Origin of the sequence: Streptomyces sp. Y7 (assembly GCF_043195415.1) — a bacterium.
In the GTDB taxonomy this organism is placed as follows: Bacteria; Actinomycetota; Actinomycetes; order Streptomycetales; family Streptomycetaceae; genus Streptomyces.
This window is the reverse complement of record NZ_JBIDDQ010000010.1, coordinates 14776-34424: the sequence shown is the minus strand read 5'-3', so window position 1 is coordinate 34424 and position 19649 is coordinate 14776. Positions and strand designations below refer to the sequence as shown.

At 72.3% G+C, this 19649-nt stretch carries 14 protein-coding genes; 7 read left to right on the top strand and 7 right to left on the bottom strand.

The annotated features are described in order from the left end of the window. Positions 1–183: 183 nt before the first annotated feature. Together ACGFW6_RS24660 and ACGFW6_RS24655 are read right to left on the bottom strand one after the other, a co-directional pair. A complete protein-coding gene (locus ACGFW6_RS24660) occupies positions 184–1338 on the bottom strand; it encodes an LCP family protein (RefSeq protein WP_393514179.1) in 1155 nt (384 codons plus the stop codon). Positions 1339–1752: 414 nt separating this feature from the next. Then, a complete protein-coding gene (locus ACGFW6_RS24655) occupies positions 1753–2508 on the bottom strand; it encodes a TIGR03089 family protein (protein ID WP_393513716.1) in 756 nt (251 codons plus the stop codon). A 140-nt stretch (positions 2509–2648) separates the two neighbouring features. On the opposite strand from ACGFW6_RS24655, the gene ACGFW6_RS24650 reads away from it, so the two are divergent. Both ACGFW6_RS24650 and ACGFW6_RS24645 read left to right on the top strand, forming a co-directional pair. Next, positions 2649–4283, top strand: coding sequence for an N-acetylmuramoyl-L-alanine amidase (locus tag ACGFW6_RS24650; protein ID WP_393513713.1), 1635 nt, complete (start codon positions 2649–2651; stop codon positions 4281–4283). A 253-nt stretch (positions 4284–4536) separates the two neighbouring features. After that, complete coding sequence (locus ACGFW6_RS24645) at positions 4537–5619, top strand: sugar phosphate nucleotidyltransferase (RefSeq protein WP_393513710.1); 1083 nt, start codon at positions 4537–4539, stop codon at positions 5617–5619. Positions 5620–6156: 537 nt separating this feature from the next. Here the strand turns inward: ACGFW6_RS24645 and ACGFW6_RS24640 are convergent. From ACGFW6_RS24640 to ACGFW6_RS24625, 4 genes are all read right to left on the bottom strand, one after another. Then, positions 6157–7158, bottom strand: coding sequence for a DNA-3-methyladenine glycosylase family protein (locus tag ACGFW6_RS24640; RefSeq protein WP_393513707.1), 1002 nt, complete (start codon positions 7156–7158; stop codon positions 6157–6159). A gap of 68 nt (positions 7159–7226) precedes the next feature. Continuing rightward, positions 7227–8558, bottom strand: a complete 1332-nt coding sequence (locus ACGFW6_RS24635; protein ID WP_393513704.1) for a coenzyme F420-0:L-glutamate ligase — start codon at positions 8556–8558, stop codon at positions 7227–7229. Continuing rightward, a complete protein-coding gene (gene cofD / locus ACGFW6_RS24630) occupies positions 8555–9514 on the bottom strand; it encodes a 2-phospho-L-lactate transferase (RefSeq protein ID WP_393513701.1) in 960 nt (319 codons plus the stop codon). Before cofD ends, ACGFW6_RS24635 begins: the two co-directional genes overlap by 4 nt. A gap of 34 nt (positions 9515–9548) precedes the next feature. Continuing rightward, positions 9549–10055, bottom strand: a complete 507-nt coding sequence (locus tag ACGFW6_RS24625; protein ID WP_393513698.1) for a cysteine dioxygenase — start codon at positions 10053–10055, stop codon at positions 9549–9551. A 719-nt stretch (positions 10056–10774) separates the two neighbouring features. Between ACGFW6_RS24625 and ACGFW6_RS24620 the strand changes: the two genes are divergently transcribed. From ACGFW6_RS24620 to ACGFW6_RS24610, 3 genes are all read left to right on the top strand, one after another. Then, the gene (locus ACGFW6_RS24620; RefSeq protein ID WP_010986447.1) at positions 10775–11038 is read left to right on the top strand and encodes a WhiB family transcriptional regulator; all 264 of its coding nucleotides are present in this window, start codon (positions 10775–10777) and stop codon (positions 11036–11038) included. A gap of 270 nt (positions 11039–11308) precedes the next feature. After that, positions 11309–14983, top strand: coding sequence for a glycosyltransferase (locus ACGFW6_RS24615; RefSeq protein ID WP_393513695.1), 3675 nt, complete (start codon positions 11309–11311; stop codon positions 14981–14983). Beyond that, entirely contained in the window at positions 14980–16524 is a 1545-nt protein-coding gene (locus tag ACGFW6_RS24610) for a DUF5719 family protein (RefSeq protein WP_393513692.1), read from the top strand. The genes ACGFW6_RS24615 and ACGFW6_RS24610 overlap by 4 nt, the downstream gene beginning before the upstream one ends. A 63-nt stretch (positions 16525–16587) precedes the next feature. Here ACGFW6_RS24610 and ACGFW6_RS24605 read toward each other — a convergent pair whose 3' ends face one another. Beyond that, entirely contained in the window at positions 16588–17031 is a 444-nt protein-coding gene (locus ACGFW6_RS24605; RefSeq protein WP_093746253.1) for a metallopeptidase family protein, read from the bottom strand. Between the two features lie 261 nt (positions 17032–17292). Between ACGFW6_RS24605 and ACGFW6_RS24600 the strand changes: the two genes are divergently transcribed. Together ACGFW6_RS24600 and ACGFW6_RS24595 are read left to right on the top strand one after the other, a co-directional pair. Further along, positions 17293–17751 (top strand): DUF3499 domain-containing protein, encoded by a 459-nt coding sequence (locus ACGFW6_RS24600; RefSeq protein WP_393513689.1) that lies wholly within the window; start codon positions 17293–17295, stop codon positions 17749–17751. A 169-nt stretch (positions 17752–17920) separates the two neighbouring features. Next, on the top strand, positions 17921–19537 hold the full coding sequence (locus ACGFW6_RS24595; RefSeq protein ID WP_393514177.1) for an L-lactate permease: 1617 nt from the start codon (positions 17921–17923) through the stop codon (positions 19535–19537). Positions 19538–19649 lie beyond the last annotated feature (112 nt).

The window sequence follows — 19649 nt, the reverse complement described above, 5'->3', positions numbered from 1 at the left end:
CCTCCAAGGCGCTCGGGTCTCGGTCAAACAGTGCGCAAGCCTAACTACGGCAGGGAGCACCGGATCGCTCACACTATCCGCCCAGTTCAGCGTGGAGCGACGACGGTGACAAATTCCACGTCCCTACAACTGGGCAATCCGTCGCATTTCTTTGAATCGGGGTTCGTGGACTTGGTGAGCGCTTTACCCGCAGGGGTTCTCGGCGGCCGTACTGCCGCGGAATGTGGGTGCCGGAGAGATGGCTCCGCCAGGCTCGTCGGACCGCTCGGCACCCGACTTTCCCCCGCCGTCGCGGGAACGCTTGTGCGAAGAATCGCGGAGCGGGCCCTGGGACTTTTCGGTCGAATTCACGACTTCCACCGGCGCGTCGACCCGCAGCCGTTCGAAGAGACGCTCGGCCTCGGGTTCCACGAGCTGATCGCGATTGGCGTTGTAGACGTACGACTCCCTCGGAACCGTGAGGAATTGCACGCGTTCGGTGGGGATGTCGCGCACCCCCCGCGCGAGTTCGTACAAACCACGCAAGCTGGCCAGCGCCGGGTCCGTGGTCAGGGACGACGTGGCGGCGTCCAGGACCGGATAGAGCCTGACCGGGTTCAGCAGGACGTCATTGCTCTGCGCCTTGTGCACGAGCGCGGCGAGGAAGCGCTGCTGGCGGTCCATGCGGTCGGTGTCGCTGCCGTTGCCGAGGGACTTCCGGGCCCGGACGTACCCGAGGGCCTGCTCGCCGTCGAGCGTCACCTTGCCTGCCGGGAGCCTGAGCTTGGCGGCCTTGTCGTTGATGGGTTTCGCGAGGCAGATCTCGACGCCGTCGAGGGCGTCGACCATCTCCTTGAAGCCGTGGAAGTCGATGACCATGTGGTGGTCCATGCGGATGTTCGTCAGCCGTTCCACGGTGCGCACGGTGCAGGCCGAACCGCCGACCTGGAAGGCGTAGTTGAACATCGCGAACATCGGCTCGCTGCGGCGGCCGTCGGGGCGGCGGCAGCCGGGGACGTCGACCATGAGGTCACGGGGTATCGAGACGGCCGTGGCGCTGCGGCGGCCGGAGGACAGGTGCAGCAGGATCGTGGTGTCGGAGCGCTCCGTGCCGGAGTCCTTGCCGTAGCGGCGGTTGCCGGAGCCGGCGCGCGAGTCGGAGCCGATCACGAGGATGTTCTGGGCGCCGCGCACGAGCGAGGTGGGGCGCTCCTTCTCGTACCGGGCGAGCTCCGCCGCGGCGGCCTCGTCCGGAGTGATGTTGGAGTCGAGCTTGGCGTACACGCCCCAGGCGACTCCACCCGCGACGACGACCACGAGCCCGACCCCGATCGCCCCCCGCCGGACCCAGCGCCGCACGAGCCCCTTCCGGCTGGCCGACGCCCCCCGGTGCGCGTCTGCGGTGTCGGTCACGGCTGTGTCCACCCCTCATTGCGTACAGCGGCGTGTGGTGTGGGCTGCTGTTACGACCATGGCCCGGATGCGGGGTGGGGGGTGGGTGGTGGTGGGCCGAACGGGTGAGGTTGCCTGCGGCGCTCGGGCCGGGCTTGCGGTGTTCGGGGTGGGGCGCCGGTGTCGGACCGTTGTGCGGTGTTCGGGGTGGGACGCCGGTGTCGGGCCGTTGTGCGGTGTTCTTGGCGCCGGTCCGCACCTTCAGCCCGTCCGGCGTTTGAGGACGAGGCCCGTTCAGGGCCGAAGCGGGGGTCTGGGGGCGGCAGCCCCCAGGAGCGCCGATGCTGACGCCGGGTGTCGCAGGGGGGACGGTGCCCGTACCTACCTCGCCGTCGCCGTCACCCGCTCCGCCTCGATCCGCTTGGCCAGGGACTCCTCGCTCAGCGAGTCGAGGTGCCGGCACAGGACCACCGAGCCGCCGGTCGCCAGCGCCGCGTACAGGCCGGCGTTCAGGCCCTCCCAGGTGTCGTACGGCAGGGCCGACAGGATCCGTGAGCCCGGACCGGTGAGACCGAGGGCCGGAGCCTCCGCGCGGGCGCGCTCGACCAGTTCCGCCGCGCTGAACTCCCGGCCCGCGACGATCAGCGCGGGGTCCTCGGGGTCGACGGGGGCGTACGGCGCGAAACGGTCGCCCTGGCTCGGCACCTCGACCGCGTAATCCGCGAAGCCGGCCGGCGGCTGCGGGAAACGGCCGCCGAGCGGGCGCAGCGCAAGGGCGACCCGCTCACCGCGGCATGCCCGCGCGGCCTCCAGGTCCTCCGGCCCGCTCACCACCACGTCGGCCGTCGCCGGGTCCCCGCCCACGTCCGCGACCGTGCCCACCGAGGAACACGCCAGCAGCCACACCGCCGTCTGCCAGTGCGTCGGCAGCAACACCGTCACCCGGTCGCCCGGCCCGGCGCCGAGGTCGCCCTGGAGCAGGTTCGCGGTCTTGGCCACCCAATTGGCGAAGGTGGCCACGGACAATTCCACGCGTTCTCCCGTGGCGTCGTCGTAGAAGGTCACCAGAGGGCGTCCGGGGTCCGCGGCGAGCGCGGAACGCAGCAGGTCGGCGGGGGTGCGATCGGTGGCATTCACCCGCGCAAGGGTACGCGCAGACGCGGTCGCGCACCCCGCTGCGGGCCGTGCGGCCACCACCGGTTCGGCCGAGCCGGAGGCCGACGTACCGTCAATTCCGCGATGGACAGGTTTGTATGACTATGTCCAACATCAGGAGCATGCGTGGATTCCTTGCTTCCTCGATCGGTGTCACGTGCGCGGCCGCTCTCGCTCTTCCGCTCACTCCACCCGCCGCGGCGTCCGTGCGCCCGGCGCTCGGAGCGGAAGCCGCCAAGAGCGGGGCGACGGCCGCCGTCGGATCAGCGGTGCGGCGTGCGGACGCCGAGCCCTACGTCCCCGGCAGCACCCAGTCGCTGCCCCTCGTCCCCCTCACCCGTGACCGTTCCGCCGGCGCGCCCGTCGAACAGGGGCTGCCCCAGCGGGACGTACGTCACTTCTCCCTGGTCGGCGTCGTCTGGGACGACCCGGCCACCGAACTGCACGGCCGCGTCCAGGTCCGTACCCGCGAGGCCGGGACCGGCACCTGGTCCGGCTGGCAGGACGTCGAGACCCACAACGCCGAACACGGGGCCGACCCGGACACCGCCGAGAGCACCTCCGGAGGGGTGCGCGGTGCGACGGCGCCCCTGTGGGTCGGCGACTCGGACGGCGTGCAGGTGCGCGTGACGCCGGAGGGCGCGGATCCCACGCCCGAGACGGCGGGGACGAAGCCGAAGTCCGAGGCGGAGAAGCCGAAGCCCGACGCCGAGGCCACCGCGCCCAAGCCGAAGCCCGACGCCGAGGCCGCGGCTCCCAAGCCGAAGCCCAAGCCCAAGTCCGAGGCGGAGAAGCCGGAGCCGGAGCCCGAGGCGGAAGAGGGCGAGCTGGACGGTGACGACGCGGCGGTCGACGCCACGGCGGCCGTGACCCCGCTGCCCGCCGGCCTCCACCTCGAACTCGTCGACCCCGGCGACCCCGCTCCGGCGCAGGGCGAGCCCGGGCCCGTGCAGGGGGAGCTCGGACCCCGGCCCGGCTCGCTGAACCCCGAGACCCTCGGCACCGCCGAGAACCTCGCCGCCTCCGCGGCCAACGCCGAACTCGCGCCCCTCGGCGCCGCCGAGATCCCCCCGCTCGAACGCGCCGAGACGGAGCGGGAACTGCTCGCGCTGCGCGGCAGCGAGCTCACCCAGGAGCAGCGGGCGAAGCCCTACATCGGCCCGCGCCCGCGCATCGTCACCCGGCGCGGCTGGGGAGCCAACGAGAAGTGGCGTGAGCGGCAGTTCGCCTACACCAAGAAGGTGAAGGCGGTCTTCGTGCACCACACCGCGTCCGGCGGCAAGTACTGGTGCACCCAGGCTCCCTCGCTCATTCGCGGTATCTACCGCTACCACGTCCTGAGCATGGGCTGGCGCGACCTCGGCTACAACTTCCTCGTCGACAAGTGCGGAAACATCTACGAGGGACGCGCCGGAGGCGTGGCGAAGCCGGTCCTGGGCGCGCACACCCGCGGTTTCAACTCCAACAGCATGGGGATCGCCGTCCTCGGCAGCTACGGCTCCACCAAGCCGACCGTGGCCGCCGTGAACGCCATCGCCCGTCTCACCGCCTGGAAGCTGGGGCTCTACGCCGCCAATCCTCGCGGAAAGACATACCTGACGTCCGGTGGTGGCAATCTGTTCCGCAAGGGCAGGAACGTACGACTGAATGTGATCTCCGGCCATCGGGACGGCTTCTCCACGGAGTGCCCCGGCCGGCTGCTCTACTCCAAGCTCGGCACGGCCCGCGCCTCGGCGGCCCGCTTGCAGGGGCGCTGAGGCGGGGAGGGCCGTTCACGGGGAAGCGCGGGAAGTACGGCCTGGCACGGGGGAACACGGGCCGGCACGGGGGAGCACGGGCCGGGATGGGCCGGCACGGGGACTGAGGCGGATCACATTCACCGCCGTCGGGGGAGGAGAGGCGGATGTGTCGTCATACCGCACTGCCGTCGAGGGCGCCGCACAACGGTCTGCATACACTGGCCGGCCGAAAGACAGTTCGGCCGGTCCCGGCAGGAAGCAGAGACGACAGGTGACAGAAGCGATCCTCCTGGTCGGCGGCAAGGGCACACGGCTGCGTCCGCTCACCGTGCACACACCGAAGCCCATGGTTCCGGCGGCCGGGGTGCCGTTCCTCACGCACCAGTTGGCGAGAGCGAGAGCGGCGGGCGTCGAGCACATCGTGCTGGCCACGTCGTATCTGGCCGAGGTCTTCGAGCCGTACTTCGGCGACGGCTCGGCGCTGGGGCTGCATCTGGAGTACGTGACGGAGGAGGAGCCCCTCGGCACGGGCGGCGCGATCCGGAACGTGGCGTCGCGGCTGCACTCGGGGCCCGAGGACCCGATCCTGATCTTCAACGGGGACATCCTGACGGGGCTGGACATCCGGGCCCTGATCCGCACGCACGAGACGACGGGGGCGGACGTCTCCCTCCACCTCACGAAGGTGACGGACCCGCGGGCGTACGGGCTCGTGCCCACGGACGACACGGGGCGGGTGACGGCGTTCCTGGAGAAGCCGCAGACGCCCGAGGAGATCGTCACCGACCAGATCAACGCGGGGGCGTACGTGTTCCGCCGCTCCGTCATCGACACGATCCCGGCGGGGCGGCCGGTGTCGGTGGAACGTGAGACCTTCCCGGACCTGCTGTCGGCCGGGGCGCATCTGCAGGGCATGGTCGACTCGACGTACTGGCTCGACCTCGGCACGCCGGCGGCCTTCGTCCGCGGCTCGGCGGACCTGGTCCTGGGGCGGGCTCCGTCGCCCGCGGTCCCCGGCCGCTGCGGTGACCGCCTGGTCCTGCCGACGGCCCGGGTGGCGCCCGACGCCAAGCTGACGGGTGGGACGGTGGTGGGCGAGGGCGCGTTCGTGGCCGAGGGCGCGCGCGTCTTCGGCAGCACGATCATGCCGGGTGCCGTCATCGAGCCCGGCGCCATCATCACCGACTCCCTCATCGGCACCCGCGCCCGCGTCGGCGAACGCTCGGTCCTCACCGGCACGGTCATCGGCGACGGCGCGGTCATCGGCGCCGACAACGAACTGCGGGACGGCGCCCGGGTGTGGTGCGACGCGCGCATACCGGCGGGCGCGGTGAGATTCTCACCGGATCTGTAGGGACGCCTGCGGCGGCCCGTGCCGGTTCGAGGGGGTGCGCGTAGCGCCTCGTGCCGGTGGGTGCGGCCTGTGCGGCGGGGGTGGGGGTGCGCGTAGCGCCTTGTGCCGGTGGGTGGGTCGGGGCCGTGCCGGGGGGTGTCCGTCCTCGGTCCGGCGGTTGCTGTGCCTTGGAAGGGTTCTGTTTCTTGACGCCGGCCGCTGCGGGCGGACACCCCCCGGCACGGCCCCTTACGCCGTCGGCGGGTGCGGGCGCGTACACATGCCAGGTTCAGGGCCGACGCGCATCCGGCTGTCCGGCGGCTGGGCCCGGCGGTCGCCAACCCTCATTCCGCCCAGCCGCTTGGGCCCCACTTGTCGGCGCGGGTCCGCACCCTTCAGCCCGTCCGGCGTTTGAGGACGAGGCCGTTCAGGCCGATGCGGGGTCTGGGGCGGCAGCCCCAGGGGTGGCGGGGTTGAAGGGGCGGTGCCCCTGGAGGACGGGACGGGTAGGGGCGGCGGGGGCGAAGGACATGGGGTCGGCACAGCGTGGCCGGCCTGTCACAGCAGCCCGATGTCCCCGCGCGGCATCCGCGGAGCCCTCCGCGCCGGCACCCGCCCGCTCAACAGGATCAACCGAGCCGCCCGATGCCGCTGCCCCGCATACGGCTCCAGCAACTCCAGCATCACGGAGTCATCCGCATCCCGGTCCCCGGCCAGCGCGAACCCCACGATCCCCGGCAGATGCAGATCCCCCACGGTCACGGCATCCGCCGCCCCATGACTGCGCTGCACAACCTCCGCGGACGTCCACGGCCCGATCCCCGGCACGACCTCCAACCGAGCCTGCGCCTGCGCCGCAGGCATCCGCACGGCCTCCTCCATCCGCGCGGCGACCCGCACGGCCCGCAGAATCGTGGACGCCCGCTTGTTGTCGACACCGGCCCGATGCCACTCCCAGGACGGGATGAGCGCCCACGTCCGCGCGTCCGGCATCACACACATCCGCGCGGGCGCGGGCCCGGGCGCCGGCTCGCCGTACTTCCGCACCAGCAACCGCCACGCCCGATAAGCCTCATCGGTCGTGACCTTCTGCTCGAGCACCGACGGAATCAACGACTCCATCACCAGCCCGGTCCGCGTCAGCCTGAGCCCCGGCCGCCGATGCCGGGCCATCGCCACCACCCGGTGCCGCGGCACGAAGACGGAGGGATCGTCGGCGGCACCCAGCAGCTCCGGCAAACCGTCCAGCAGCCACTCGGCCCCCGGCCCCCACGCCTCGCCCCGCACCTCGGTCCCGCGCGCGGCGACCCGAAGCGTCCCGGGTCCGGCGGGCGTGAGGGTGGCCCGCCACACGGATCCGTCCGGCATCGCCCGGAACGTCGGATCCCCCGGCCCCCGCCGCAAGGGCCCGAGCACCAGCCCGAGATCGAGCGGCCCCTCCGGCACCCAGGTGCGCACCCGTCCGGCGGCCGCGGCCTGACGCGGTATCCCCCCGGGCACGGCGACATGCCCACCGCGCACGGTCGTACGCGTGGGCCGCGGAGAGAAACGTCCTGCCACGGATGAGGTCCTAGGTGAGGGAGGGAGGAAGTGCGGTCGCTACGAGCGTATGCGCCGTGCGCGCCCGCTCATCGCACCTCGACGAAAGCCGCCGCATCCCGCTCCGGCCTCGGCCGCGGGTCCTCCGCCGGGTGGCCGACCGCCACCGCCCCCATCGGATCCCAGTCCTCGGGCAGTCCGAGCACCTCGCGCACCACGTCCCGGCAGAACATCGTCGAGGACACCCACGCCGACCCCAGCCGCTCCCCGGCGAGCGCGACCAGGAAGTTCTGCACCCCGGCCCCGGTGGCGACGACGAACATCTCCCGCTCGGCGCCGTCGCGCCGCAGGTCGCCGTAGGTGTGCGAACCGTCCATGACCAGGCACGGCACCACGAGGTACGGCGCGTTGCGCAGCACGTCCCCGCGTCGCACCCGCTTGGCGATCGACTCCTCGCTCTTGCCGTCACGCCGCAGGTCGGCGATCCAGGCGTCGCGCATCGCGTCGAGCAGCCGCGTCCGCGACTCCGGCGACTCCAGCAGCACGAACCGCCACGGAGTGGTGTGGTGCGGCGCCGGTGCCGTGACCGCCGCGGCGACGGCTCGTCGTACGGCCCCGGGGTCGACGGGCTCGTCCGTGAACGCCCGTACCGTACGGCGCTGGGTCACCGCCTCCCGTACCGCCTCCGAGGTCCCCAGCCGGAACATGTCGTCGCGCGCGTCGCGGACCATGGCCCGCGCGCCGAATCCGTGGTCCTCGGTCACGGTGTGCGCCAGCCCGCGCACGACGGCGACGGGCAGCCCGGCGGCCTTGCCCTTGACCAGATCACCGGCGGCGGCGAGTTCGTCGGCGGTCGCCACGACGGTCGCGCTGAGCGGGTTGCCGTGCGCGTCCGTGCCGCCGCGCAGGTCGTCGAGCACGCGGATGCCGGCGGCGCCGATCGCGACGTCGGTGAGCCCGGCGCGCCAGGGGCGTCCGAAGGTGTCGGTGACGAGGACACCGACGTCGACGCCGAGGGCGTCGCGCAGCCCGTCGCGGATCGCTCGCGCGGACGCGTCCGGGTCCTCGGGCAGCAACAGCACGGTCCCGACGGGGGTGTTGGAGGCGTCGACCCCGGCGGCGGCCATCACCAGGCCCTGCCGGTTCTCGACGATGCGCAGGGGGCCGCGGCGCGCCACGACCCGTACCGTCTCCGCGTCGATCGCGGACTCCCGGTCGTGCGCCTGCACGATCCTGCCCTCGGCCTTGGACACGATCTTCGAGGTGACCAGCAGTACGTCCCCGTCGACGAGACCGGGCTCGGCGGCCGCGATCAGCTTGGCCAGGTCGTCGCCCTCGACGACCTCGGGGATGCCTGCGACGGCCCACACCCGGTAGCCCGGGGTGCCGTCGGGCCGCGCTTCCTGCTGCTCGCCGCTCAAATGCTCCGCACCTCCTCCGCCAGCTCCAGCGCCTCACGGGCCATCTGCGCGGTGGCGTTCAGGTCGGTCATCATCAGCGGTACGGCCCGGCAGCGGATCCCGGCCGTCTCGACCCGCTCCACGGTGCCGGCGTCCACGGTGTCCACGAGCCAGCCGTCGAGCAGTCCGGAGCCGTAGTGCTCGGCGACCGCCGCGGCCGTGGACTCCACGCCCACCGCCGCGAGCACCTTGTCGGCCATCCCGCGCACGGGCGCGTCCCCGACGATCGGGGAGAGGCCGACGACCGGTACGCCCGCGTCGGCGATCGCCTCGCGGATGCCGGGCACGGCGAGGATCGTGCCGACCGAGACGACCGGGTTGGACGGCGGGAAGAGGATGACGTCGGCCTGGGCGATGGCCTCCAGGACCCCGGGCGCGGGCTTGGCCTGCTCGGCACCGACCGGCACGATCGCCTCGGCGGGCACCGAGGCCCGCAGCCGTACCCAGTACTCCTGGAAGTGGACGGCCTTGCGCTCGCCCTCCTCCACGACGGCGACATGCGTCTCGACGCGGTCGTCGGTCATGGGGAGGAGACGCACGCCCGGCTTCCAGCGGTCGCAGAGGGCCTCCGTCACCGCGCTCAGCGGATATCCGGCGCCGATCATCTGCGTCCGCACGATGTGCGTGGCGAAGTCGCGGTCGCCGAGCCCGAACCACTCCGGGCCCACGCCGTACGCCGCGAGCTCCTCCTTGAGATGGAAGGTCTCGTCGGCCCGGCCCCAGCCCTGTTCCTCGTTGATGCCGCCGCCGAGCGTGTACATCACCGTGTCGAGGTCCGGGCAGACCTTCAGCCCGAAGAGGTGGATGTCGTCCCCGGTGTTGCCGATGACCGTGATGTCCGCGTCCGGCACGGCCCGCTTCAGACCACGCAGGAACCGGGCACCACCGATGCCGCCTGCCAGAACCACAATGCGCATGGGCCCAAGTCTTGCAGGCGGGTACGACAACGCGTCAGGCAGTCACCGGACGCGCCTCGGCGTGCGGCTCGCAGGCCGTGGTCGTGTACATCGGCATCTCGGTCAGGCCCGGGTAGTACACGTGCAGGCTCACCGCCGGCTCCAGCGCGTCGTTGACCACGTCGTGCGCGTATCCCGGGGCGAACACCCGCTGGGCGCCGGCCGCGAGCACGCGCGTGCCGCGTTCCGTGCGCTCGGTCAGCGTGCCGTCCAGGACGGTCAGCACGCCGGAGGAGCGGCCGTGGTCGTGCAGGCCGGAGCCCTGCCCCGGGACCCAGGACAGCAGCCACACCTCGTAGCCGGGGCCGGTGCGCAGCCGGTGGTACCAGCGTGTGGTGGCGTCGTACCGGACGAGGTGCTCCCACTGCGCGCGGTCGGCGGCGATGGAGCGGGCCAGTCCGACGAACTCGGCGACGGTGGCCGGGTGCTCGCGCGGTGGCTGCAGGAGGTGCGGGACTTCGAGGATGTCGCCGGCGATCTGGAGGTCGCTGTCGCTGTTCATGAGGTGCGTGGGTTCCTTGGCGGAAGAAGTGGGGGGTGGCTGGGTGTCGATCGCTGTCCGCCCGGGTCGCGGGGGACGCAGTGGCCCTGGTCGGGGCGTGGGAACAAGCAGCCGAGTCGCGGTGGACTCAGAAGCAGCCGGAGCGTTCGGAGAGGCTCAACAGCTGGAACAGCAACAACAGCTACAGCGAGCGCGGGCAGCACCGTGGGACCCGGCGGTGCGGGTCGAGGTGAGTGCCGAGTTCGCGAGCATGCCCACAAGGACACCGGTTCGCACCCTTGAGTGTCAACTCGGCGCCCGCCCTGTGGGACAAGGTTCACCTCATCCGGTTCATCTCAATGGCGAAAGGTTTGTGCACGAGGTGGACGGGACACATGGCGCACAATCGGGCGCACGGGCGTCGTTGTGATCCTGTGATCCGACTGTGATCCGGTTCGCTTCCGCGCGTGTGTGCAACGAGATCGAACTTCTGGGCGTCCTTTTCCGTACAGGCTCTGCGGAGGGCGGGGGGCCCTCCCGGGTCTCGTCCGCGTGTCAAGGTTTATGCCGATTTGAACACTTTCCGCTAGGCCTTGGTTCCGCAGAGTGAATAAGGGGCTCAATAGCAGATCTCGGCTTGACTCGCCCGGAGCAGCACACTTGTAATTTCACTCGTGTCGTTCAGCCGGAATCGGTAACGGCTACATCACGGGGACGCGAAAGACGGACGAGGGGCGCACATGACCGAGCTGGTGCAGCAACTGCTGGTCGACGACGCGGACGAGGAACTCGGCTGGCAGGAGCGCGCGCTGTGCGCCCAGACCGACCCCGAGTCCTTCTTCCCCGAGAAGGGCGGCTCCACCCGCGAGGCCAAGAAGGTCTGCCTCGCCTGTGAGGTCCGTTCCGAGTGCCTTGAATACGCCCTCGCCAACGACGAGCGCTTCGGGATCTGGGGCGGCCTGTCCGAACGGGAGCGTCGACGACTGAAGAAGGCGGCCATCTGAGCCGGACGCCGGCCGTCCGGCCGTCGCGGGCCGGATCGCACGACCGAGCGGCACGGCCGAACCGCGCGAATCCGTACATACACATCCGCTGCATCCGCACGCACATACGTCTCGAACAGGTCTCGAACGGCCCGTCGCAGGTGGGTTATCCACAGGCGGCGGGCCGCTGTGATGCCCAGCCGATAGTGTGGTCGCTCGTCCGAGACGCCCCGGTGTCCCCTCGGGGCACGGGCGTCCACCGCAGTCCATCGAACCGGGGCCCGTACCTCGATGTCCGTGCACAGCCACACGGCAGCCCAGCACGACTCCGCTGCCACACCTGAGTTCCCGCGTCATGTGGTGACGGCGGTGCTCGTCTCCCACGACGGCGCCCGCTGGCTGCCCGACGTGCTCGCCGGGCTGCTCGGCCAGGAGCGTCCCGTCCAGTTCGCCGTCGGGGCCGACACCGGCAGCGCGGACCAGTCCGCGCAGCTCGTCACCGACGCCCTCGGCGCCGACCGCGTCCTGCACCTCGCGCGGCGCACCGGCTTCGGCCAGGCCGTCGAGGAGGCCAACCGCACCGCCCCCCTCCTCACCCCGGACGAGCTGACGTATCTGAAACGGCCCAGCGGCTGGGACCCCGTCACGCGCACCTGGCGCGACGACGCCTACGACATGCCCGAACTCCCCCACGGGGAACCGGTCCAGTGGCTGTGGCTCCTGCACGACGACTGCGCGCCCGAACCCGACGCCCTGGCCCAGCTGCTGCGCGTCGTGGAGAACGAGCACGAGCTGGGCCGGGACGACGTCGCCGTCGTCGGCCCGAAGCTGCGCGGCTGGTACGACCGCCGCCAGCTCCTGGAGGTCGGCGTCACCATCGCCAACTCCGGCCGCCGCTGGACCGGCCTGGACCGCCGCGAGCAGGACCAGGGCCAGCACGACCACGTGCGCTCGGTGCTGTCGGTCTCCACCGCCGGCATGCTCATCCGGCGCGACGTCTTCGAGGAGCTCGGCGGCTTCGACCGGCGACTGCCCCTGATGCGGGACGACGTCGACCTGTGCTGGCGCGCCACGGCCGCCGGGCACCGCGTCCTCATCGCCCCCGAGGCGGTCGTACGGCACGCCGAGGCCTCCTCCCGCGAGCGCCGCACCGTCGACTGCGTGGGCCGCACCGCCGCCTCCCCGCACAAGGTCGACAAGGCCGGCGCCGTCTACACCCTGCTCGTCAACACCCGCACCGCCGTGCTGCCCTGGGTGCTGCTGCGCCTGGTCCTCGGCACCGTGGTGCGCACCCTCGCCTACCTCGTCGGCAAGGTCCCCGGACAGGCCCTCGACGAGATCCGCGGGCTCGTCGGCACTCTGCTGCGCCCCGAGCGGATCATCGCCGGCCGGCGCAGGCGCGGACGGCCCGTCATCGACAAGACCGAGATGCGGGCCCTGTTCCCGCCGCCCGGCGCGACCGTGCGCGCCACCGTCGAACAGGCCGCGGGCAGCCTCGTCGGCCGCTCCGACCCCGAAGTGACCTCGGGCGCGGGACGGCACGGCAGCGCCGTCGAGTCCGGCCCCGGCGGCGACGACGCGGACTTCCTGGAGATAGAACAGTTCGCGCGCCTCAAGCGGGTCGCGCGCAAGCCCGGCCCGGTGCTCTTCCTGGTGCTGCTGTTCGTCTCGCTGATCGCGTGCCGCGAACTCCTCGGCGGCGGCGCGCTCGCGGGCGGCGCCCTGCTGCCCGCCCCGGCCGAATCCGGCGAGCTGTGGGCGCGTTACCTGGACGCCTGGCATCCGGTGGGCGCCGGCGGCACCCCGTCCGCGCCGCCCTACCTCGCGCTCGTGGCGATGCTCGCCTCCACCCTGCTGGGCTCGACCGGGCTCGCGGTCACCGTGCTGCTGGTCTGCTCGGTGCCGCTGGCCGGCTTCACGGCCTACTTCGCCTCCCGCCCGCTCGTCGAGTCGCGTCTGCTGCGCGCCTGGGCGGCCGTCGTCTACGCCTTCCTGCCCGCCGCCACCGGCGCCCTCGCCGGCGGCCGCATCGGCACCGCCGTACTCGCCGTCCTGCTGCCGCTCATCGCTCGCGCGGGCATCGCGGCCAGCGGCCTGGCGAACAGCGCCGGCGCGCGCGGCAGTTGGCGCGCCACCTGGGCCTACGCGCTGCTGCTGACGATCGCCACGGCCTTCACGCCGATCATCTGGCCCATCGCGCTGCTCCTCGGGATCGGGCTGCTGGCGGTCCGGCGCACCGACATCACCGCGTACGGCCTGCGCTTCCTGGCCCAGTTCGGGGTGCCGCTGCTGGTCCTCGCGCCCTGGTCGCTGTCGTTGCTGCCGTTCGGCTTCTTCCGCGAGGCGGGCCTGGAGTACGGCGCCTCGACGGCGTCGGCCCTCGACCTGCTCGGCGCCAGCCCCGGCGGGCCCGGCACCGTCAGCGGCCTGATGCTCATCGGCGTCGTGCTGGCGGCGCTGGCCGCCCTGCTGCGCTCCGAGCGTCAGCTGGGCATCCGTACCGCCTGGGCGGTTGCCCTGCTGGGCTTCGTCTTCGCGGTGCTGTCCAACAGCTCCACCTGGGCCGGCCCCGCGACCCTCGTCTACGGCATCGCCCTGCTGGCCGCCGCGCTGCTCGGCGCCGACGGGGCACGCTCGCGCGTGGCCGAGCAGAGCTTCGGCTGGCGTCAGCCGGTCGCCGCGCTGATCGCCTTCACCGCGGCGGCGGGCCCGCTGCTCGTCGCCGCCGGCTGGATGATCCGCGGCGCCGACGGACCGCTGGAGCGGCGTGATCCCGTGCAGGTGCCCGCGTTCGTCGCCGAGGAGAGCGGCACCCGCGACCAGGCCCGCACCCTCGTCCTCGACAGCGACTCCTCGGCCCACGTCGGCTACATGCTCGTCCGCGGCTCCGGCGCCCGCCTCGGCGACGCCGAACTGGCCGTGGCCGACGGGGAGAACGCCAAGCTCGACAAGATCGTGGCCAACCTCGTCGCCGGCTCCGGCGCCGACCAGGCGGACGAGCTGGGCGCGTTCGCCGTGCGCTACGTCCTCGTCCACAAGGGCGCGCCGCGCGACGTCACGCGCGTGCTGGACGCCACGCCGGGAATGTCGCGGCTGAGCGAGCAGAACGGCAGCGCGCTGTGGCGGATCGACCGCCAGGTGTCGCGGGCGGCCATCGTTGCGGGCTCCGGCTCGGGCGCCCCCGCCGCCGAGCCCCAGCCGGTCGCCGCCGGGCCCGTGGAGATCCACACCACGATCCCGGCCGGCTCCGACGGTCGGGTGCTGCGGCTCGCCGACAGCGTCGACGACGGGTGGACGGCCACGCTCGACGGCAAGGAGCTCACCCGGACCACGGTCGACGGCTGGGCCCAGGGCTTCGAGCTGCCCGCCGAGGGCGGCAGGCTGGACCTCACCTACGACGACGCGATCGGCCACACCGCCTGGCTGTGGGTCCAGGGCTTCCTCGCCCTCGTGCTCGTCGTGATGGCGCTGCCCGGACGCCGCCGCGACATCGACGACGACCTGCCCGAGGAGGCCCCGGTGCCGGCCGAGGCCATGGCGGGCGAGGGACGTCGGGCCCGCAGGCTGCGCGCTCAGGCCGAGGCCGAAGAGGGCGACCAGGGCGGGGAGTTCCCGCCGCCGCCCACGCAGGCGCCCTCCGCGCCCGTCCCGCAGCAGGCGCCCTACGGAGAGTGGGACACGCCGAGCTACGCGGGCGCCGAGTACGGCAACTACGGCGGCGAGCAGTACCAGGGCGGTCAGGCCGGCCAGCAGTATCCGGCGGGCGGCACCTACGACCAGGGGTACCAGGCGGACCCGTACCAGGGCGGCCAGTACGACCCGTACGCGTACGGCGGCCAGGCACCGGACGGGTCGTACGACCCCGCGTACGACCAGACCTACCAGCAGGGTTACGACGCCACGTACGACCCGGCGCAGCAGCAGCACCAGCACGGCAGCGAGCGTTCCGACGGGAGCCAGCAGTGAACCGCACCACCCTGTCCTTCATCGCCGGCGTCGGCGCCCTCGCCGCCGTCACCGGGTTCGCGGCGCTGACCTCGCCGGACGCGTCGGGCGCGAGCCCCGCCAAGGCCGCGGCGGAGCTGCCGGTGGAGCGCACGAGTCTGGTGTGCCCGGCGCCGAGCAGCTCGGACCTCGCCGAGACGACGTACACCTCGTTCACCCCCGTCACCAAGGGGACGGCCGGCGACGGCAAGGCGGAACTGCTGTCCGCGGGCGAGGAGTCGGGAGCCGCGGCGGGCGACAAGGGCGCCAAGGACGAGAAGGGTGAGAAGGACGAGAAGGCGGGCAAGGGCGGCAAGACCGGGGCGGCCGGCAAGCCCGTCCTGACGGCCGAGGAGCCGGGGAAGCCGGTGAGCGAGGACGCCTCCGGAGGCGACTCGCCGGCGCTCGTCGGGACCGCCGACGGCAAGTTCGCGCCCGGGTGGACCGTGCAGCAGACCACGGAGGTCGCGGCGGGCACGGGGCGCGGGCTGCAGGGCGTCAACTGCACCGCGCCGGACACCGAGTTCTGGTTCCCCGGCGCCAGCACCGCCCCCGACCGCACGGACTACGTGCATCTGACGAACCCCGACGACTCCGCCGCCGTCGTCGACATCGAGCTGTTCGGCAAGGACGGGGCCCTGGAGACCACGGTGGGGGAGGGGATCACGGTGCAGCCGCACTCCGGCGAGCCGATACTCCTGTCCACGCTCACCAGTGAGAAGCAGGACAACGTCACCGTGCACGTGAGCGTGCGCAGCGGCCGCGTGGGCGCCTCGGTGCAGGCTCTGGACGACAAGCTCGGCGGGGACTGGCTCGCGGCGTCCGTCGATCCCACCGGGAGCCTGGTGCTGCCCGGCATTCCCAAGGACGCCACGGCGGTGCGGCTGGTCGCGTTCGCGCCGGGTGAGGCGGACGCGGACCTGAAGGTGCGGCTCGCCTCGCCGTCCGGGCCGATCACCCCCGCCGGGAACGAGACGCTGCACGTCAAGGCGGGGATGACCGCCGCGGTGGACCTCGGTGACGTGATGCGGGGCGAGCCGGGCTCGCTCGTGCTGACGCCTTCGGATCACTCCGTGCCGGTCGTCGCGGCGCTGCGGGTGGTGCGCGGGAAGGGTGCCAAGCAGGAGACGGCGTTCATCCCGGCCAGCCGTGCCATCGGTCAGCGCGCGACGGTGGCCGACAACAGCGAGAAGGGCACGACGCTGTCCGTGACGGCGCCGTCCGGAGCGGCGGAGATCAAGGTCACCGCCTCGGCGGGGAGCGAGGGCGGTGCGGCCGTCTCGAAGACGTACACGGTCAAGTCCGGTACCACCCAGGAGGTGGAGGCGCCGGTCCCGAGCGGTCTGAAGGGCACGTACGCCCTCACGGTCGAGACGGTCTCGGGCGGGCCGGTGTACGCCTCGCGCACGCTGACGTCGTCGGAGAACGGGGTGTCCGGCTTCACCGTGCAGACACTGCCGGACGACCGGGGCATGGTGGCCGTGCCCGAGGCGGACGAGGACCTGTCGGTCCTGCAGAAGTAGCAGAAGCAGGGGTGGGAGGGCGCCCCGGCCCTCCCCCTGCCGGGTGCTCCCGGCCCGCGGCCGTCAGTCCTCGCCGTAGCGCGGATCGACCGTCTCCGGTGTGAGGCCGAGCAGCTCCGCCACCTGCTCCACGACCACCTCGTGGACGAGGGCAGCCCGCTCGTCCCGGCCCTTGGTGCGGATCTCCACGGGGCGGCGGTAGATGACCACGCGCGCGGGGCGTCCCTCGCGGGCGGGGATAGTGCCGCCCAGGGGGACCGCCTCGTCGTTCCAGGTCCGGCCGTCCAGGCGGGGAACCTCGAGGACCAGGAAATCGATGTCGGTCAGCTGTGGCCAGCGGCGTTCGAGGCGCTCGACCGAGTCCTGGACCAGGTCCGCGAAGACATCGGCGCGGCTGGCGGCGAGGGGAACCTGGGGTGGTGCGATCGGGCCGCGCATGCCCCGCCCGTGGCGATCACGGCGGCGGGGCCCGGGGCCGGCGGCACGGGGCGGTACAGGGGTGTCCATCACTGATGAAGGGTAGTCCTCACGGCAGGTACGTGTCCGATCGCGGTGGGGTGGCGGGAGCGGCGGGCCCCGTCCGTACGGCATGTCGGCAGATGACCATTCCGGCCAAGCTTGGGCTCGATTCCGCATCTCTCCGAGACCGTCGACGTCGAGGTAAATGATGGGTTTTGTGGTGAGTGGTGACCGGTTCTGTCGGCGGCCGGTATTCCGCAACGTGGCTTTTGGGCTGGTCAGGAAGGTGGGGCAAGAGGGGCGCACGGGATGCCGCACAACACGACACGGTGGGGTGACCTGGGGGAGAGTCGTCGCGGCCCGCTCAAGAGTGCGGTACCGTCCAACGTCGTGAGCCCTGTACGTCGCTGTTCGCGCACCGCTTGCGGCCGTCCTGCCGTCGCGACGCTGACGTACGTCTACGCCGACTCGACCGCGGTCCTCGGCCCGCTCGCCACCTACGCCGAACCCCACTGCTACGACCTGTGCGCCGAGCATTCCGAGCGCCTGACCGCCCCTCGTGGGTGGGAGGTCGTGCGCCTGCTGGACGCTTCCGCTCCGGCCCGTCCGAGCGGGGACGATCTGGAAGCGCTTGCCAACGCCGTGCGTGAGGCGGCCCGTCCGCAGGAGCGGGCGGCCCAGGCCGGCGGGGGCGGTGGCCGTGGTGCCGACCCGATGGAGGTCGCGCGCCGGGGGCATCTCAGGGTGCTGCGCTCACCCGACAACTGACGGTCGGTTCCCTTCGCCCGGCTTCGTCTCCCTCCTTGGTTGTGCCCTTGCTGTGCCTTCGTTTGGTTGAGTGCTGCACAAGCATTGACGGGCTGTTGTCGCGGACACGACCATTCCGTATGCCGAAACGAGAAATCGCTTTCCGCATGACGGAATCCCGGAGGTGCCCGTGTACATCCAGGAACTGGAGCCCGTAGCAGGCTCACTGGGGCTGTCCGCCCTCGTGGCGGCCCTGCCCCTGGTGATCGTGCTGGTCCTGCTGGGCGGGGTCCGGATGAAGGCGCATCTCGCGGGGCTCACCGGGCTTCTGGCGGCCGTACTGGTCGCCTGGCTCGCGTACGGCATGCCGCTCGACCAGACGCTCTCCAGCGGCGTCCAGGGAGCCGTCTTCGGGCTCTTCCCCATCCTGTGGATCGTCGTCAACGCCCTCTGGGTGTACCGGATGACGGTCCGGACGCGGCACTTCGACATCCTCCGGCGGTCGTTCGGACGGCTGTCGGACGACCCGCGCATCCAGGCGCTCGTCGTCGCCTTCTGCTTCGGCGCCCTGCTGGAGGCCCTCGCCGGCTTCGGGGCACCCGTCGCGATCTGCTCGGTCATGCTGGTGGCGCTCGGGTTCGAGCCGGTACGCGCGGCCGTCGTCGCGCTGGTCGCCAACACGGCACCCGTCGCCTTCGGCGCGATGGGCACGCCCGTGGTCACCCTCGCCCAGGTCACCGGGCTGCCGCTGGACGACGTGGCCTCCGTGGTCGGCCGGCAGACGCCCCTGCTCGCGCTGGTGGTGCCGCTCGTGCTGGTCGGACTCGTGGACGGCCGGCGCGGACTGCGGGAGACCTGGGTGCCCGCCCTGGTGTGCGGAGTCGCCTTCGCCGTCGCCCAGTTCGCCGCCTCGAACTATGTCTCCGCACAACTCGCCGACATCGGGGCCGCCTTGGCCGGCGCGGGCGCCCTGGTCGCCGTACCGCACGCGCGTGTGCCCGCCACCGAGGCCGTACGCGCGTCCGTGCTGACCGGGTCGCGCAGCGAGGAACTGGACGAGGACGACCCACGCCGGGAGGTCGTGCGGGCCTACGCGCCGTACGCCCTGATCGTCGTGATCTTCTCCATCGCGCAGATCCCCGTGGTCAAGGACTGGCTGGCCGGGGCGACCCAGACGTACGACTGGCCCTTCCTGAACGTCGCGAACCCGGACGGCGAGGCGGTCAGCGGCAATGTCTTCAGCTGGCCGATCGTCTCCACCGGCGGCACGCTCGTGCTGGTCGCCGGGCTGCTCACGGCGGTCGTGCTGGGCGTGCACGCACGCGTGGCCGTCAAGGAGTGGGCCGCCACCGTGCACGAGCTGCGGTTCGCCATCCTGACCGTGACGTCCGTGCTCGCGCTCGCCTACGTCATGAACCTGTCCGGGCAGGCCGCCACCATCGGCTACTTCGTGGCGGCGGCCGGTGCCGGGCTCGCCTTCCTGTCGCCGGTCCTCGGCTGGTTCGGGGTGGCGGTCTCCGGGTCGGACACCTCGGCCAACGCGCTGTTCGGGGCGTTGCAGGTGACGGCCGCGCGGGAGTCCGGGCTGTCGCCGGAACTCCTGGCCGCCGCCAACAGTTCAGGAGGTGTGCTCGGCAAGATGATCTCGCCGCAGAACCTCACCATCGCGTGCGCGGCCGTGGGCCTCGCGGGCAAGGAGGGCGACCTGCTGCGGCGGGTGCTGCCCTGGAGCCTGGGGCTGCTGCTGGTGATGTGCCTGATCGTGGTCGGCCAGAGCTCACCGGTCCTGGGCTGGATGCTCCCCTGACGCCCGCGCTGACCTTGAGGTCACGGCTCGGGGTCCACTCAGCGGGCGCCCGGCGCACTGTCGGTCCGGGCGGGTAGTTTGTGGTGACCGACAGGACTTTCAGAAGGGTTGG